The sequence below is a fragment of the Mesorhizobium salmacidum (SeqCode) genome, from assembly GCF_037179605.1.
Taxonomy (GTDB): Bacteria; Pseudomonadota; Alphaproteobacteria; order Rhizobiales; family Rhizobiaceae; genus Mesorhizobium; species Mesorhizobium salmacidum.
In genome coordinates, this window is record NZ_JAPYKS010000009.1 from 142,153 (window position 1) to 156,906 (window position 14,754).

The 14,754-nt window shown below is 62.9% G+C and carries 13 protein-coding genes; 6 read left to right on the forward strand and 7 right to left on the reverse strand.

Annotated elements, in window-relative coordinates:
- The first annotated feature begins 70 nt into the window (after positions 1 to 70).
- Positions 71 to 2,524, forward strand: a complete 2,454-nt coding sequence (locus tag O7A60_RS14420) for a ComEC/Rec2 family competence protein (RefSeq protein ID WP_337106871.1) — start codon at positions 71 to 73, stop codon at positions 2,522 to 2,524.
- Here the strand turns inward: O7A60_RS14420 and lexA are convergent.
- Both lexA and O7A60_RS14430 read right to left on the reverse strand, forming a co-directional pair.
- Positions 2,518 to 3,261 (reverse strand): transcriptional repressor LexA, encoded by a 744-nt coding sequence (gene lexA / locus O7A60_RS14425; RefSeq protein WP_337106872.1) that lies wholly within the window; start codon positions 3,259 to 3,261, stop codon positions 2,518 to 2,520. The two genes, O7A60_RS14420 and lexA, sit on opposite strands and share 7 nt — an antisense overlap.
- Positions 3,262 to 3,668: 407 nt before the next feature.
- The gene (locus O7A60_RS14430) at positions 3,669 to 4,442 is read right to left on the reverse strand and encodes a GntR family transcriptional regulator (RefSeq protein ID WP_337106873.1); all 774 of its coding nucleotides are present in this window, start codon (positions 4,440 to 4,442) and stop codon (positions 3,669 to 3,671) included.
- Between the two features lie 153 nt (positions 4,443 to 4,595).
- Here O7A60_RS14430 and O7A60_RS14435 point away from each other — a divergent pair, with 153 nt between their 5' ends.
- Genes O7A60_RS14435 through kynU form a run of 4 tightly spaced genes read left to right on the forward strand, consistent with a single transcriptional unit; the run spans position 4,596 to position 8,631 of the window.
- Positions 4,596 to 5,582, forward strand: coding sequence for an ABC transporter substrate-binding protein (locus O7A60_RS14435; RefSeq protein WP_337106874.1), 987 nt, complete (start codon positions 4,596 to 4,598; stop codon positions 5,580 to 5,582).
- A gap of 58 nt (positions 5,583 to 5,640) precedes the next feature.
- A complete protein-coding gene (locus O7A60_RS14440) occupies positions 5,641 to 6,420 on the forward strand; it encodes an ABC transporter ATP-binding protein (RefSeq protein ID WP_337106875.1) in 780 nt (259 codons plus the stop codon).
- A 5-nt stretch (positions 6,421 to 6,425) separates the two neighbouring features.
- A complete protein-coding gene (locus tag O7A60_RS14445) occupies positions 6,426 to 7,349 on the forward strand; it encodes an ABC transporter permease (protein WP_337106876.1) in 924 nt (307 codons plus the stop codon).
- Between the two features lie 34 nt (positions 7,350 to 7,383).
- Positions 7,384 to 8,631: a kynureninase gene (gene kynU, locus O7A60_RS14450; RefSeq protein WP_337106955.1), complete on the forward strand. Its 1,248-nt coding sequence runs from the start codon at positions 7,384 to 7,386 to the stop codon at positions 8,629 to 8,631.
- A 19-nt stretch (positions 8,632 to 8,650) separates the two neighbouring features.
- Here the strand turns inward: kynU and kynA are convergent, their stop codons facing one another.
- Entirely contained in the window at positions 8,651 to 9,487 is an 837-nt protein-coding gene (gene kynA, locus O7A60_RS14455; RefSeq protein WP_337106877.1) for a tryptophan 2,3-dioxygenase, read from the reverse strand.
- On the reverse strand, positions 9,484 to 11,109 hold the full coding sequence (locus O7A60_RS14460; protein WP_337106878.1) for an AMP-binding protein: 1,626 nt from the start codon (positions 11,107 to 11,109) through the stop codon (positions 9,484 to 9,486). Before O7A60_RS14460 ends, kynA begins: the two co-directional genes overlap by 4 nt.
- A gap of 165 nt (positions 11,110 to 11,274) precedes the next feature.
- Between O7A60_RS14460 and O7A60_RS14465 the strand changes: the two genes are divergently transcribed.
- Positions 11,275 to 12,105 (forward strand): alpha/beta hydrolase, encoded by an 831-nt coding sequence (locus tag O7A60_RS14465; protein WP_337106879.1) that lies wholly within the window; start codon positions 11,275 to 11,277, stop codon positions 12,103 to 12,105.
- Between the two features lie 46 nt (positions 12,106 to 12,151).
- Here the strand turns inward: O7A60_RS14465 and O7A60_RS14470 are convergent, their stop codons facing one another.
- The 3 genes from O7A60_RS14470 to trpC form a co-directional block, all read right to left on the reverse strand.
- On the reverse strand, positions 12,152 to 13,357 hold the full coding sequence (locus O7A60_RS14470) for a molybdopterin molybdotransferase MoeA (protein ID WP_337106880.1): 1,206 nt from the start codon (positions 13,355 to 13,357) through the stop codon (positions 12,152 to 12,154).
- A complete protein-coding gene (gene moaC / locus O7A60_RS14475; protein ID WP_337106881.1) occupies positions 13,357 to 13,839 on the reverse strand; it encodes a cyclic pyranopterin monophosphate synthase MoaC in 483 nt (160 codons plus the stop codon). Before moaC ends, O7A60_RS14470 begins: the two co-directional genes overlap by 1 nt.
- A gap of 66 nt (positions 13,840 to 13,905) precedes the next feature.
- A complete protein-coding gene (trpC, locus tag O7A60_RS14480; RefSeq protein ID WP_337106882.1) occupies positions 13,906 to 14,754 on the reverse strand; it encodes an indole-3-glycerol phosphate synthase TrpC in 849 nt (282 codons plus the stop codon).

Genomic DNA, 14,754 nt, shown 5'->3' on the forward strand with positions numbered 1-14,754 from the left:
GAGTGCGCGGACTTTCGCGCGTCGCGCGTTCATGTAGCATAGGGTGTCGAGGGCGCAAGGGGCAGACCCGATGACTGGACGAGGCCGAGGCTCGGATCGGGGCGAGGGCGCCATTGTCGGCGTCAGCGAGCGATCGCTGTTTGCGACGCCTCCTGCGATCCCGCTGCCATCGCCGCTCGTGGCTGCGCCCGCAACCCAGCCGCTGCAGGCGGATAGCCCATCGCCAACTCCATCTCCTGCCGCACGCAGAATTGTGCGCGTGCGCCGGCAAATCGGCCCGATATCCTTGCCTCGCCTGCGTCACGGCGTGGCCAAGGCGGCGGAGCTGGAACTCGACCGGGGCATCGCCTTCCTGCTGGTGCCGGTCTGCCTGGCCGTTGGGGCGATCTGCTACTTTTCGCTGGCGTCCGAGCCCGATTTTGCAAAGCCTGTCGCGGTCGTGGTTCTGGCGGCGGTCTGTGCATTCGTCTCGCGCTCCTGGCCGAAAACCCATCTGTGTTTCATGGCACTGCTGTTGTGTGTGCTTGGCCTGCTCGCGGCGAAGGTCGAAACATGGCGAGCCGGAACCCGGATGCTGGGCTCGGAAATCTCGACGCAACTGACCGGCCGCGTGATCTCGCTCGAGGAGATGGAGAGCGGCCGCATCCGGCTGACCATGGACGTGATTTCGACCGCCCGGCCGAAACTGCGCTACGCGCCTGAAAGGGTCCGGCTTTCGGCACGCAAGATACCGCCCGAAATGACCGCCGGCTCGCTTGTCACAGGTTATGCCAAACTGCTGCCGCCGACCGGCCCGGTGCGGCCGGACAGCTACGACTTCTCCTTCGACAGCTATTTCGCCGGCATCGGGGGCAGCGGCTTCTTTCTCGGCAATCCAACGGTTGTCTCCGCCGAAGCCGGTGAGATGCCGCTGCCGGCACGCGTGTTTTCAGGCATCGAAAATGCCCGCGAAGCCATCGCCGACCACATCAGGGGCAGCATTGGCGGCGCCGAAGGCGAGATCGCGGCGGCGCTGATCGTCGGCGTGCGGGCCGGCATTCCCGATGAAGTCAACGAAGCGATGCGGCGCACCGGCATCTATCACATCATCTCGATTTCGGGTCTGCATATGGCCCTGGTGGCCGGCACCATCATGGGTCTGCTGCGCGGCGCCTTCGCGCTGTTTCCAGGCTTTTCCGCGCGCCGGCCGGTGAAGAAATACGCCGCCGCCGCCGCACTGTTTTCGATCGCCGCCTATCTCGTCATTTCGGGCGTCGTCGTCGCGGCCGAACGCAGCTTCATCATGCTGGCGGTGATGCTGATCGCCGTCTTGTTCGATCGCGCGGCGCTGACCATGCGCAATCTGGCGATCTCGGCGATCGCCGTTATCCTGGTTTCGCCGCACGAGGTCGTCGGCCCGAGTTTCCAGATGTCGTTCGCGGCAACCGCAGCCTTGGTTGGCGCCTATGCCGGCTGGGCCGACCACCATGCGGGAAAGACGAGGCCTCCGCCGCCAAAGCGATCCCTACCCGGATTTCTGACGCGAAAATTCCTCTTGGCGACAGGTGGATTGGCGATGACGTCCATCATCGCCGGCAGCGCGACGGCACTGTTTGCCATCTGGCATTTCCAGCGGGTGTCGCCGCTCAGCCTGTTCGCCAATCTGGCCGTCATGCCAATCGTGTCGATCGTGATGTTCCTGGCCGTCGCCAGCGCGTTGCTGATGCCGTTCGGGTTGGATTGGCCGGCTCTCTACCTCATGGGCAAGGGCCTGACAGCGATGATCGCCATATCGGCGTGGATATCGGAGCGCTCTCCGGTCGATGGAGTCGGACTGATTTCGCAGCAATCCGTGCTGCTGGTCACCGTCGCGCTGGTCATCGCGACGATGGCGACGACGTGGCTCCGGCTCACGGCGGTGCCATTCGCGCTTGCAGGTCTGTTGACTGTGTCGCACACGCGCACGCCCGATGTGCTGATCTCGGAAGATGCGCGGCTGGTGGCTCTGTCGATCGGCAATGGCGAACTGGCCGTCAACCGGGAACGTCCGAACGAATTCGCAGCCGACAATTGGAAACGCGCTCTGATCTCCGAAACAATCGTGAAACCGGAAATGTTCGAGAAGACGGACGGGCAATTCGATATTTCCGCTCCCACCGACCTGCCGCAGGGATCGCCGTTTTATTGCCGCGAAGGCCTGTGCCTTGCCAGGCACCCTTCCGGCGCGATCATCGCCTATGTCGAGGATCGCAAGAACACCTGGAAGGCCTGCGCTTTCGCCGACCTGATCGTCGTCAATGACGCGACCGCCTATGACGCCTGCCATAATCCGCTGGTTCTGGTCGTCACCAAACGCCAGCTCGCCCGCAAGGGGAGTGCCGCCGTTTTCTTCGATCCCCAATCGGCCACGACCCCGGCTGAGATCGAATTCGCCGTCGATGGACCGTACCGGCCCTGGCACGAGCAGCGAAAATTCTCACGCGAGGCGAGGGGGCTGGCCCCCTATAAAAAGGCCGACAAGCCCGATGGCAAGCCAGTTCAGTAGCGCCTGATCAGCCCGACGAGCTTGCCCTGCACCTTGACCCGATCCGGTCCGAAGATGCGTGTTTCGTAGGCTGGATTGGCGGCTTCGAGCGCGATCGAGGCGCCCTTGCGGCGGAACCGCTTCAGCGTTGCTTCCTCCTCGTCGACCAGCGCCACGATGATTTCGCCCGGACTTGCTGTATCGGCATTGCGGATGATGACCGTGTCGCCGTCGAAGATACCGGCCTCGATCATCGAGTCGCCCTTGACTTCCAGCGCATAGTGCTCGCCGCCCATGATCATGTCCGGCGGCACCGAAATCGAATGCGTCTGATGCTGGATGGCATCGATCGGCACACCGGCGGCGATACGACCCATGACCGGGATGGACACGGCTGAAACAGCATCGTCGTCGTTGCCGACCGCGGGCAGGCGCGAAGGCGCCGTCGCCGGCCTGATCTGGCGGCCGGGACTGCCTTGGCCAAGGCTGCCCTGGATGACGCTTGGCGAGAATTTCTTTGCCGAATTGAGGCCCGGCGCGATCGAGTCCGGCAGCCGCAGCACTTCCAGCGCGCGCGCCCGATTGGGTAGCCGGCGAATAAAGCCGCGTTCCTCCAGCGCCGTGATCAGGCGATGGATCCCCGACTTGGAGGCAAGATCGAGTGCTTCCTTCATCTCGTCGAAGGAGGGCGGTATTCCGCTTTCCTTGAGCCGTTCGTGGATGAACATCAGCAGTTCATGTTGCTTGCGTGTCAGCATGGCGGCCCCCAAGGCATTGAACGAAAGGTCTGAACCAGAATCGAAAAACAAACCCAGAACAAACACTATCCGTTCCAGTTGTGTTCCGCAACCATTTAAAGTTTAATGAATTTGTTAACGCGTCTGAAGTTTTTTGCCGAGACAGCGGACTGCGGCCGACCCTTTCCGCGATCGGCAGGCATTGAAATCGTTTTGGTTAATGGCCTGTGGCCTATCCATTGATGGGCCTTGGCATCAGTCTTTCGGAGGGCTCTTCGCGGGCGGATTGTACAATTTATGGATCCATTATTCGCGGAACGAAACGAAACCAAAACGCCAACGATTGGTAGCTTTGGGGCGGCGATGGATCCGGGCGTTTGGCCCATTCCGGCCAGCGCATGCCAATAGGCGTCGCGGAAGCGCTGAAGTCACCCGGAACCCGCTTTCAAGCTGCCGGCGCGGGCGGCGTATTTGGTCGCGCCGCTGTCTTCGCTGTGGACATAGACGTGCAGGGTATAGCCGATATGCGCCGTCATCAGCGCCTTGGCCCGCTCGACGTCACGATCGAGTGCAGCTTCCATGATCGCTGTATGGTGTTCGATCGCAATCGCTTCGCACAATGCCTCCATCGCCTCTTCATAACCGTCCTTCAGGCCAGCCGCGGCCCGCAATGTCGGCGCCAGGCCGAGAAAACGATGATGCCGTCGCAGCTGATCGGCGATGGTCGAGCGGAATCGCATGAGCCAATTGGAAGTCGCCGCGCTCAGCAGCGCCGCATGGAAAGCTTCGTGGTTCTCGTCCCATTTATCGACGGCCGCATCCGAAGGATCGTCGACCGCGGTCTTGCAACGGGAGAGCCGGTAGTGGGCGGTGACAACGGCATCCTCCCACTCCTTGCCGCCTTTTTCCATCGATTCGAGGAACAGGGGTATCTCGACCACCATCCTGGCGCGTGCCAGGTCCTCCAGTTCGGCCCGCGATACCGGAGCGACGGTAAAACCACGATTGCTGATGGCGGTGACCAGGCGTTCGGCCTCTAGCCGCGACAAGGCTTCGCGCAACGGCGTCCAGCCAACACCATAGGTGCCGCGCAGCGCACTCAGCTTGAGCGGGGCCCCGGGCATGAGGCGCGTCGTCAGGATATCGCGCCGCAACAGCTGATAGGCTGCCTCCGTCTTTGTGGAGATCGTTTGATCCTGCATCGCGGTCCATCCATCGTCTGCCAAAGAAAAATTATATATGATGTGGGGGCATGGCAAGAATTATATATAATGTTTGACACGGGTTGGCGGACTGACCATGATCGCCGCAGTAGCCGCGCTGCAAGCGGCGTCGATCAAATCTGGGAGGAAATGATGTTGAAGTCGAAATCCGCTTGGCTGTCGGGGTTGTTGTTGGCCGGCGCATTGATGGTGAGCGCCGGCAGTGCCGCCGCCGATCAAATCCGCATCGGCATCGCCAATTTTGGCGAGCATCCGCAATTGAACGCCGCCATAGCCGGCTTCAAGAAGGCGCTGACGGACAACGGCTTCGTCGACGGCAAGGACGTCGTCTATACGGAGAGCCATACCAATTTCGATGCATCGCTGGTGCCGCAGATGATCGCAAAGCTGCAGGCCGAGCAGCCCAAGCTGATCTACACCATCACCACGCCGGTCTCGCAGATCGCCAAGAAAGCGCTCGCGGGCTCCGGCATTCCGATCGTCTTTGCCGCGGTCACCGATCCGGTGGCGGCCAAGCTCGTGCCGTCGTGGGACTCCGGTGATGAAGGCATGACTGGCGCCACCGATCTTCAGGATGTTGCCGCGGTGATGGCCTTCACCAAGAAGCTGTTACCAAACGCCAAGCGTTTTGGTGTGCCTTACAATCCCGGTGAAGCCAACGACGTTGCTCTGATCGAAAAGATCAAGGCGGCGGCACCGGCCGCCGGTTTCGAGGTCGTGGAAGTCGGCATCGACAACGTCAATGACATTCAGCAACGCATCGCCTCGCTCGCCGGGAAAGCCGATGTGATCTACGGACCGACCTCGAACCTGATCCAGCCGGCGATCGCCGCTGTCTCCGCCGCCGCGCGCCAGGCCGGTATCCCGGTCGTCAACGCCGATGACAGCGCGGTCCGCAACGGCACCGTGCCGGCGAGCTTCGCGGTCAATTATACGCAGGTCGGGACCAACGCCGGGAACATCGCGGCCGAAATCCTCAAGGGCAAGGATCCCAAGACGATCGCGCCGTCACGCCCGGCCTACAAGGACCACATGGCGTTGATCTCGCGCAAGGCGATGGCTGCGTTCGGCATCGAGATACCGGCTTCAATGGCCGATTGCGGCTGCATCGTCGACTGACATCGGCGCTGTGAGGGTGACGGCGCGGGCGCTGTCACCCCGAGGTCAGGGAGGAACGATGCTCGAGATCCGATCCGCGCGTAAAGTATTCTACAAGGGCCAGGCTGACGAGAAGATCGCGCTGGACGGTCTCAGCCTATCGCTGGCCACAGGCGAGTTCGGCATCGTCATCGGCTCCAACGGGGCCGGCAAGAGCAGCATGCTTAATGCCATTTCCGGCGCTCTGATCCTCGATTCCGGCCAGATTCTGATCAATGGCGCCGATGTGACTGGTATGCCGGTGCACAAGCGCGCCTCGAGACTGGCTCGCGTATTCCAGGATCCGATGCGCGGCACCGCCGCCAGCATGACGGTTGCTGAAAACATGCTGCTGGCTGATTTGCGCAGCAGCAAGCGCACCTTACGCCAGGGGCTGAACGCCACCCGCCTTGCGTCCTACAGGGAACGCCTGTCGATACTAGGTCTCGGCCTTGAAAACCGCCTCGACACACGCGTCGACCTGCTCTCGGGCGGGCAGCGGCAATCCTTGTCGCTGATCATGGCGGTCGGCGGATCGCCTGACTTGCTGCTGCTCGACGAACATACCGCGGCACTTGATCCGCGCACGGCCGAGATTGTCATGCAGGCGACGGTGCGCGCCGTCAGCGCGCTGAAGCTGACGACTTTGATGGTGACCCACAACATGCAGCACGCCGTCGACTATGGCAGCCGCGTGATCATGCTCGACGCGGGCCGCGTCCTTCTGGAAGTTAGCGGCGAGGAGAAGGTGAGGGTCACGGTTATCGATCTGATCGGCCATTTCTCCGTCAAAACCGACCGCATGTTGCTGGCGAGCTGATCACCATGGGTTTTGTTCAGGACATTCTCGCCAGCTTCGTCGCGATCATGCCGGTCACCATGGCGCAGAGCCTGATCCTGGCCTTTGTCGTGCTCGGGATCATGATCCCGTTTCGCATGCTGAATTTTCCCGATCTCACCAGCGAAGGCGCTTTTCCGCTGGGCGGCTGCGTCTGCGGCGTTCTCCTTGCCGCCGGCGCATCGCCGCTGATGGGCATCGCCGCCGCCCTCGTTGTCGGCTTCGCGGCGGGCTGCTGTACCGCGTTCATCCATCTGCGCTTCCGCATCCACACGCTTCTTGCCGGCATCCTGATGATGACGATGCTCTACAGCATCAACCTTCGCATCATGGGCAAGTCCAACCTCTCCGTGTTCGGCTCGCCGACGGTGTTCGACTGGGTGCCGTTCGCGCGGCCGGGTTTTCCCGCCAGCAAGATCGTCGTCGCTGGCCTTCTCGCGCTTATCGCCTTCATGCTGCTCTACATGTTCTTCAGGACCGAGAAGGGCACGGCCGTGCGCGCGGTGGGCGCCAATCCTGACATGGCCGAGGCGCAAGGCATCAATGTCTGGGCCGCGACCATAGGCGGTGTCGGGCTGGCGAGCGCGTTTTCGGCGTCAAGCGGCGCGCTGATGGTGCAGTCGCAGGGATTCGCCGACGTCAATATGGGGCTGGGCATCCTCATCAACGGCCTTGCCGCGCTGATGATCGGCGAGGCCGTCGTCGGCAAGCAGACGGTCTGGCGGCAGCTGCTGGCGCCTTTCGCCGGCGCGATCATCTACTACCAGCTGGTGTCGTTCTGCCTTGCCGCCGGCATGCCGCCGCCCGACCTGAAGCTTGCCACGGGCCTGTTCGTGCTGGCCATGCTGGCCTTGCCCAGTCTCAAGCGCAGCCGCGGGCCGGCGCCAGCACGCGAAGCTATCCGTGAATAACCAGGGCGTGAATAATCAGGGAATGTCACAAATGATGCGTGCAACTCTCGATCTCGCAGCCGTCGAAGCCATGGACGCGGCGGACCCGCTGCGCGCCATGCGCGACCGCTTCATCTTGCCGGAAGGTGTCATCTACCTCGACGGCAATTCGCTCGGGGCCGCGGCGCCCGCCGTCTTTGACGAATTGCAGAAGGCAGCGACGCAGGAGTGGGCGCAGGACCTGATCCGTGCCTGGAACACAGCCGGCTGGTTCGACATGCCGGTCGCGCTTGGCGACCAGCTGGGACGGCTGATCGGTGCGGCGGCGGGCCAGACGGTGGTCTGCGATACGACCTCGATCAACATCTACAAGGTGCTGCATGCCGCACTCGGCATGAGGCCGGACCGCTCGGTCATCGTCGCCGAGGGCGACAGCTTTCCGACCGATCTCTACATGGCCGAGGGCGTGGCCTCGACGCGACCCGGCACCGTGCTGCGGCTCGAGGGCGTCGACGCGCCGACTATTGAGGAACTGATCGACGAGCGTGTCGCGGTCATCCTGGTCAACCATGTCAATTACAAATCCGGCCAGCTGCGCGACATGGCGGCACTGACATGCAAGGCCCACCAGGTCGGTGCGCTCATCGTCTGGGATCTCTGCCATACGGCCGGCGCCTTGCCGGTCGAGCTCGACAGCGCCAATGCCGATTTCGCCATCGGCTGCACGTACAAATATCTCAATGGTGGTCCGGGCGCGCCAGCCTTCATCTACGCCGCCGAGCGTCATCACGACAAAGTCCGGCAGCCGCTCAGCGGTTGGTGGGGCCATGCGCGGCCCTTTGCCTTCGAACAGGGTTACGCGGTCGGCAGCGGCATCCGCCGGTTCCTGTGCGGCACGCAGCCTGTTTTGTCGATGCGGGCGCTGAAGGGGGCACTGGACCTTTGGGACGATGTCGACATGGCGGTGGTGCGCAAGAAGAGCATCGCGCTCACCGATCTGTTTATCCAGCTCGTCGAGACCAGATGCGGCGTCTACGGCCTGGAGCTGGAAAGCTCGCGCGACGGCAATGCGCGAGGAAGCCAGGTTTCATTCCTCCACCCCAATGGCTATCAGGTGATGCGGGCACTGATCGAGCGCGGCGTGATCGGCGATTTCCGTGCGCCGTCGACGATCCGCTTCGGCTTCACGCCGCTCTATGTCGGTTACACCGATGTATGGCAGGCGGTCGACGTACTGGAAGATATCCTGCGCACCGGCGCCTGGAAGGATGCGCGCTTCGCGGTCAAGACGGCGGTGACCTGAACAGTCGTCAAACAAGGGTTCAGAGCCGGGTACGGACGTTCCAGAGTTCGGGAAACAGGACGACCTCGAGCATCTTCTTGAGATAGGAGGCGCCCGATGTGCCGCCGGTGCCACGCTTCAGGCCGATGATGCGTTCCACTGTGGTGACGTGGTTGAAGCGCCAGCGGCGGAAGTAGTCCTCGAAGTCGACCAGCTTTTCGGCCAATTCGTAGAACATCCAGTAGCGCTGCGGATCGCGGTACACCGTCTGCCAGGCGACCAGGACGTCTTCGTTTTCCGTCCGCGTCTCGCGCCACTCCGTGCGCTTTGCGTCCGCCCCAATGTCGAAGCCGTTGCGCGCCAGAAGCAGCAGCGCTTCATCGTAGAGCGACGGCTCGGACAGGATCGCCTCCAGCTTGGCGTTGAGGTCCGGCCGGTGCTTGTGCGGCCCGAGCATGGCGAGGTTACGGTTGCCGGCCATGAACTCGATGGCGCGATACTGCCAGGATTGGAAACCCGAGGACTGGCCGAGCGAGTCGCGGAACTGGGTGTATTCGCTGGGCGTCATCGTGCGCAGCACGTCCCAGGCATTGTTCAACTGCTCGAAAATACGGGCGACGCGCGACAGCATCTTGAAGCTCGGCTCAAGCCGATCGGCACGGATCGAACGGATCGCTGCACCGATCTCATGCAAGGCGAGCTTCATCCATAATTCCGATGTCTGGTGCTGGATGATGAACAGCATTTCGTCATGCGCCGATGACAGCGGCGCCTGCGCGTCGAGCACTTTCCGCAGTTGCAGATAGTCGCTGTAGGACATGCGTTCCTTGAACGACATCTCAGCGCCTTCGGACGCCGGATCGTAGGGCTCGCTCAATTGATTTTCTCCGTGCGCAGCCGGAAGCGCTGGATCTTGCCGGTCTGGGTCTTGGGCAGGGCGGCGATGAATTTGACCGATCGCGGGTATTTATAGGGCGCGATGGTTGCCTTGACGTGGTCCTGCAGGCGCTTGACGGTCATCGCGTCTGGCGAGACACCTTGCACCAGAACGACATGCGCCTCGACGATCTGGCCGCGCTCGCCATCGTCGGTGCCGATGACAGCGCATTCGGCGACATCGGGATGCGACAGCAGCGCCGCCTCGACCTCGGGTCCGGCGATATTGTAGCCGGCGCTGACGATCATGTCGTCGGAACGCGCGGCGAAGTGGAAGAAGCCGTCCTCATCCTGCGTGAAGGTATCGCCGGTGAGGTTCCAGCCGTCGCGCACATAGTCCTTCTGCCTGTCATCGGCCATGTAGCGGCAGCCGGTTGGCCCGCGCACCGCCAGCCGTCCGGTCTCGCCACGCGGCACCTCGTGCATATCGCCGTCGACGATGCGGGCCTCATAGCCGCCGACCGGCTTGCCGGTCGAAGCCGGCTTCCTGTCGTCAAAGCGGTTAGAGATGAAGATGTGCAGCATTTCGGTGGCGCCGATGCCGTCGAGGATCGGCTTGCCGGTCTTTCGTGTCCACTCTTCGAAGACCGGCGCCGGCAAGGTCTCGCCGGCCGAAACGGCAACACGCAGCGATGACAGATCGGCGCCTTCGTCCATGGCCTTCAGCATCGCCCGGTAGGCGGTCGGCGCGGTGAAGGAAATGGTCGCTTTGTAGGTCTCGATGATGTGGACCATGTTGGGCGGCGTCGCCTGTTCCAGCAGTGTCGCCGCCGCGCCGAAGCGCAGGGGGAATATGGCGAGCCCGCCAAGGCCGAAGGTGAAGGCGAGCGGCGGCGAGCCGACGAAGATGTCGTCCGGCGTCACCTGCAGGACTTCACGGGCGTAGGCATCGGCGATGATCAGGAGATCGCGGTGGAAATGCATCGTCGCCTTCGGCACGCCTGTCGTGCCCGAGGTGAAGCCGAGCAGGGCGACGTCATCGCGGCCGGTGCTGACGGCGGTGAAGGTGACCGGCTTGTCGAGGGCGGCGCGGTCGAGCTCGGCGTCATGGTTGGCGGTGCCGTCGAAGCCGATCACCTGCTTCAGGAACGTGCTGTCCTTGGCGCAGGCGGTCATCTCGTCCATCAGCCTGGTGTCGCAGAGCGCGGTCGTTATTTCCGCCTTGTCGACGATCTTGGTGAGTTCACCGGCGCGCAGCATCGGCATGGTGTTTACGACAACGGCGCCGACCTTGGTGGCGGCCAGCCAGCAGGCGACCATTGCCGGGTTATTGGCGGAGCGTATCAGCACCCGGTTGCCCGGCTTGACGCCATAATTCTCGACCAGCGCATGGGCGAGCCGGTTCGTCCAGTCGGACAGTTCCTTGTAGGTGCGGCGACGGCCGTTGCCGATCAGCGCGGTGTGGTCGCCAAGGCCTTTCTCGACCAGCCTGTCGGTCAATTCGACCCCGGCGTTGAGGTGTTCCGGATAGTCGAAGCCGTCGAGCAGGAAGTCGGGCCATTGGTCGGGCGGCAGCAAATGATCGCGCGTGAACGTGTCGGTATGCGCTGAAGGCCCAAGCATCTTGCGGCTGCCCCTGTCTGCCTCACGTCCATGGTGGAACAGAGCGCAGGATCGCACCAGTCGAAATTTGTTTCAAGCCTAAAATGTTTTCGCTCGAGCATTGACGCATGACATGGCGGCGGCCATTGCTAGTGTTGAAACGATACCGCTTCGGGGAGGGTGCCGATGCTCGACCATCGCATTGCCGACTGGGACAATGCCTACGCCAACGGCGCCAATATCGCCGGCAGCGACCGTTGGCCGGCCGCCTGGGCGGAACCCGCGCAAGCATTCCGAGACGCGATGTCGGCGCAGGGCCGGGCACGGCTCGACATCGCCTATGGCGACGGGCCGCGCAATCGGTTCGACCTTTTCCTTCCCGATGTCGCGCCCAGGGGACTCGTGGTGTTCATCCATGGCGGCTATTGGATGGAGACCGACAAGAGCTTGTGGTCGCACCTCGCCGGTGGCGGGGTCGGCACCGGCTTTGCCGTGGCGATGCCGTCCTATACGCAATGCCCCGATATACGCATCGCCGGCATTGTCAGCGAAATCGGGGCGGCGATCGGCAAGGCGGCGGCCATGGTCGAGGGACCACTGATGCTGACCGGACATTCGGCCGGCGGCCATCTCGCCAGCCGCATGGTGACGACATCGACGCCTTTGGCGGCCGATGTCTCGCGGCGCATACGCCATGTCGTTTCGATTTCAGGCTTGCATGATTTGCGTCCGCTGATGCGCACGGAAATGAACACGGTGCTGAAAATCGACGAGCATGAGGCGCTGACGGAAAGCCCGGCACTGCTGCGGCCCATGGATGGTGTCCGCATCACCTGCTGGGCTGGCGGTGGGGAGCGTTCCGAGTTCCTGCGCCAGAATGCATTGCTGGCCAATATCTGGACCGGGCTTGGCGCCGTCACCAGTGCCGTGGTCGAGCCCGATCGGCATCATTACGACGTCGTTGATGGCCTTGCCGATCCGGCCCATGCGTTGACGCGGACCTTGATCTCGGAATAGCCGAGATCATTTTTGTCTTGTATCAGCTTATTTATGGGAAATTTCTTCAGCGCAACATCAGAACGCTGCAAACGTCTCCGGCAGCGGATGCAGGGGCAAAAGGCGCGCGCACGACCAGCCCGTTGGCGTCGGCAAGCATCCTCAGCATCGAGGAATCCTGGATGCCGAATGGCGTTGCCATCAGTTCGCCGTGGTCTTCCCTGACCACCGCCCGCACATAATCCTGGCGCAGATCATTGGCGGGCATTGCGGTGCCCAGCCGCGCCTGACGGATGTCCTGACGGTAGGCGCGACCGCCCAGCCTGGCCAGAAGCGGCTTCAGGAACAATTGCGAGCAGACCAGGCTTGCCACCGGGTTGCCGGGCAGGCCGATGCACCTGATATCGCCGAGGCGTCCGAACATCAGCGGCTTGCCGGGACGCATGGCGATCTTCCAGAAGCCGAGCGTCATGCCTTCGCCGGTCAGCACGTCATGGATCAGGTCGTGGTCGCCGACCGAGGCGCCGCCCAGCGTAACGATGACATCGGCTCTCGCCGCGACAGCTTTCCTGACCATGCCGGCGATGGCGTCCTTGCGGTCGGCGGCGATCCCGAGATCGAGCGCGCGGGCACCGACCGACTGTGCTGCAGCGGCGACGCCATAGGCGTTGGACGAAATAATCTGGTCAGGCCCGAGTTCGCTCCCGGGCGGCAACAACTCGTCACCGGTGGCGATGATGGCGACCAGCGGCCGTTTCACCACGCCCACTCGGGGATGATTGGCCGATGCCGCCAGCGACAGTGCCGCCGGGTCGAGCACGCGGCCCTTTTCCAGCAGCACGTCGCCCTTGGAAAAATCGAGACCGATGCGGCGGATGTTACGCCACTCCGCGGTGGGCTCGATCACCTCGATATTGCCACCGCCGATATCCCGGACATTTTCCTGGATGACGATGGTGTCGGCGCCGTCAGGCAGCGGTGCGCCGGTGAAGATGCGCACGGCCTGTGCCTGGCCGACCGTACCGTCAAAGCCGCGCCCGGCCGGCGCCATGCCGATCACCGCGAGTTTCGACGGCACCGACGCCACGTCGGCGGCACGCACTGCATAACCGTCCATGGCCGAAGCGTTGAAAGGTGGCTGGGTGCGAAGCGCGACGACGGGTTCCGCCAGCACACGATCGACAGCCTCGATGAGAGGAACGCTTTCGCCCTCCAGCGGCACAGCGCCATCAAGCAGGCGTTCGAGCGCCTCGACGACCGGAACCAGCGCCATCAGGCACCTGCCTTGTAGTCGCCAGACTTGCCGCCGGTCTTTTCGACCAGCCGGATACCTGAGATGACCATGGCGCGGTCCACCGCCTTTGCCATGTCGTAGATGGTCAGGCAGGCCACGGACGCGGCGGTCAGCGCCTCCATTTCGACCCCGGTCTTGCCGGTGACGCGCGCTAGGGCAGTGACCTTCAGGCCTGGCAGCGCATGATCAGGCTCAATGTCGACGGAAACCTTGGTCAGCAGCAGGGGGTGGCAGAGCGGGATCAATTCATGCGTCTTCTTCGCCGCCATGATGCCGGCGATGCGCGCGATGCCGAGCACATCGCCTTTCTTGGCATTGCCGGCAAGGATGGTCTTCAACGTCTCTGGCTGCATCGAGACGAAACCCTCGGCAATCGCGGTGCGCGTCGTCTCGTCCTTGTCGCCGACATCGACCATGTTGGCCTCGCCCTGCGCGCCAAGGTGCGTGAGGTTGGCAGCCATCGTCAAATCGCCCTAGAGCGACGTGCGTCCATTCGGACGCACAAAGTGCGCTCTATCCCTTTGACTCTATGCATCGTGCTCTCCGAAAATCGATTCCGATTTTCGGGCCGACCCATCGGGCGCCTTGCCCGTGAGCAGCGAGCGTGTTGCAGCGGTCACATCCCGTTGGCGCATCAAGCTCTCGCCCACCAGGAAGGCGTCGATGTCCATCCTTTGTAGTCTAAGGCAATCGTCATGCGAGAAGATGCCGCTTTCGCTGACCAGCAAATGACCACCCGGCACCATCGCCCGCAGCCGCTCCGACGTGTCGAGGCTGGTCTCGAATGTCCGCAGGTCGCGGTTGTTGATGCCGATCAATTGCGATGACAGTTTCAGCGCGCGCTCCGTCTCGGCTTCGTCGTGCACCTCGATCAGGGCATCCATGCCGAGCTCGAATGCGGTCGATTCGAGTTCGCTTGCCATGGCGTCATCGACGCTGGCCATGATGATCAAGATGGCGTCCGCGCCCCAGGCCCGCGCCTCGTGAACCTGGTAGGGGTCGAACAGGAAATCCTTGCGCAGCGCGGGCAGCGTCACGGCGGCTCGCGCCTCGGTCAGAAACTCCGGTGCGCCCTGAAAGGAGGGCGCATCGGTCAGCACGGAAAGACAGGCCGCGCCGCCTTTTTCATAGGCCTTGGCCAGGCTCGGCGGATCGAAATCGGCACGGATCAGCCCTTTGGACGGACTTGCCTTCTTGATCTCGGCGATCAGCGCGAAGCCGCCCGATCTGCGCTTTGCTTCCAGCGCGGCGAGAAAGCCGCGCGGTGCGTCGGCGTCTTTTGCGCGCGCCTTGATCTCGGCCAGCGGCAGGCGTGCCTTGGCGGCGGCTATTTCGTCGCGCTTGTAGGCTTCGATCTTGCGCAAAATGTCAGACAC

Bases quoted from the DNA above. Each gene is read 5' to 3' on its own strand.
- lexA (WP_337106872.1), bottom strand. From the start codon at position 3,261: ATGCTGACACGCAAGCAACATGAACTGCTGATGTTCATCCACGAACGG.
- O7A60_RS14465 (WP_337106879.1), top strand. From the start codon at position 11,275: ATGCTCGACCATCGCATTGCCGACTGGGACAATGCCTACGCCAACGGC.
- O7A60_RS14470 (WP_337106880.1), bottom strand. From the start codon at position 13,357: ATGGCGCTGGTTCCGGTCGTCGAGGCGCTCGAACGCCTGCTTGATGGC.
- O7A60_RS14435 (WP_337106874.1), top strand. From the start codon at position 4,596: ATGTTGAAGTCGAAATCCGCTTGGCTGTCGGGGTTGTTGTTGGCCGGC.
- O7A60_RS14440 (WP_337106875.1), top strand. From the start codon at position 5,641: ATGCTCGAGATCCGATCCGCGCGTAAAGTATTCTACAAGGGCCAGGCT.
- O7A60_RS14445 (WP_337106876.1), top strand. From the start codon at position 6,426: ATGGGTTTTGTTCAGGACATTCTCGCCAGCTTCGTCGCGATCATGCCG.
- kynU (WP_337106955.1), top strand. From the start codon at position 7,384: ATGCGTGCAACTCTCGATCTCGCAGCCGTCGAAGCCATGGACGCGGCG.
- moaC (WP_337106881.1), bottom strand. From the start codon at position 13,839: ATGGCTGCCAACCTCACGCACCTTGGCGCGCAGGGCGAGGCCAACATG.
- O7A60_RS14430 (WP_337106873.1), bottom strand. From the start codon at position 4,442: ATGCAGGATCAAACGATCTCCACAAAGACGGAGGCAGCCTATCAGCTG.
- O7A60_RS14420 (WP_337106871.1), top strand. From the start codon at position 71: ATGACTGGACGAGGCCGAGGCTCGGATCGGGGCGAGGGCGCCATTGTC.
- O7A60_RS14460 (WP_337106878.1), bottom strand. From the start codon at position 11,109: ATGCTTGGGCCTTCAGCGCATACCGACACGTTCACGCGCGATCATTTG.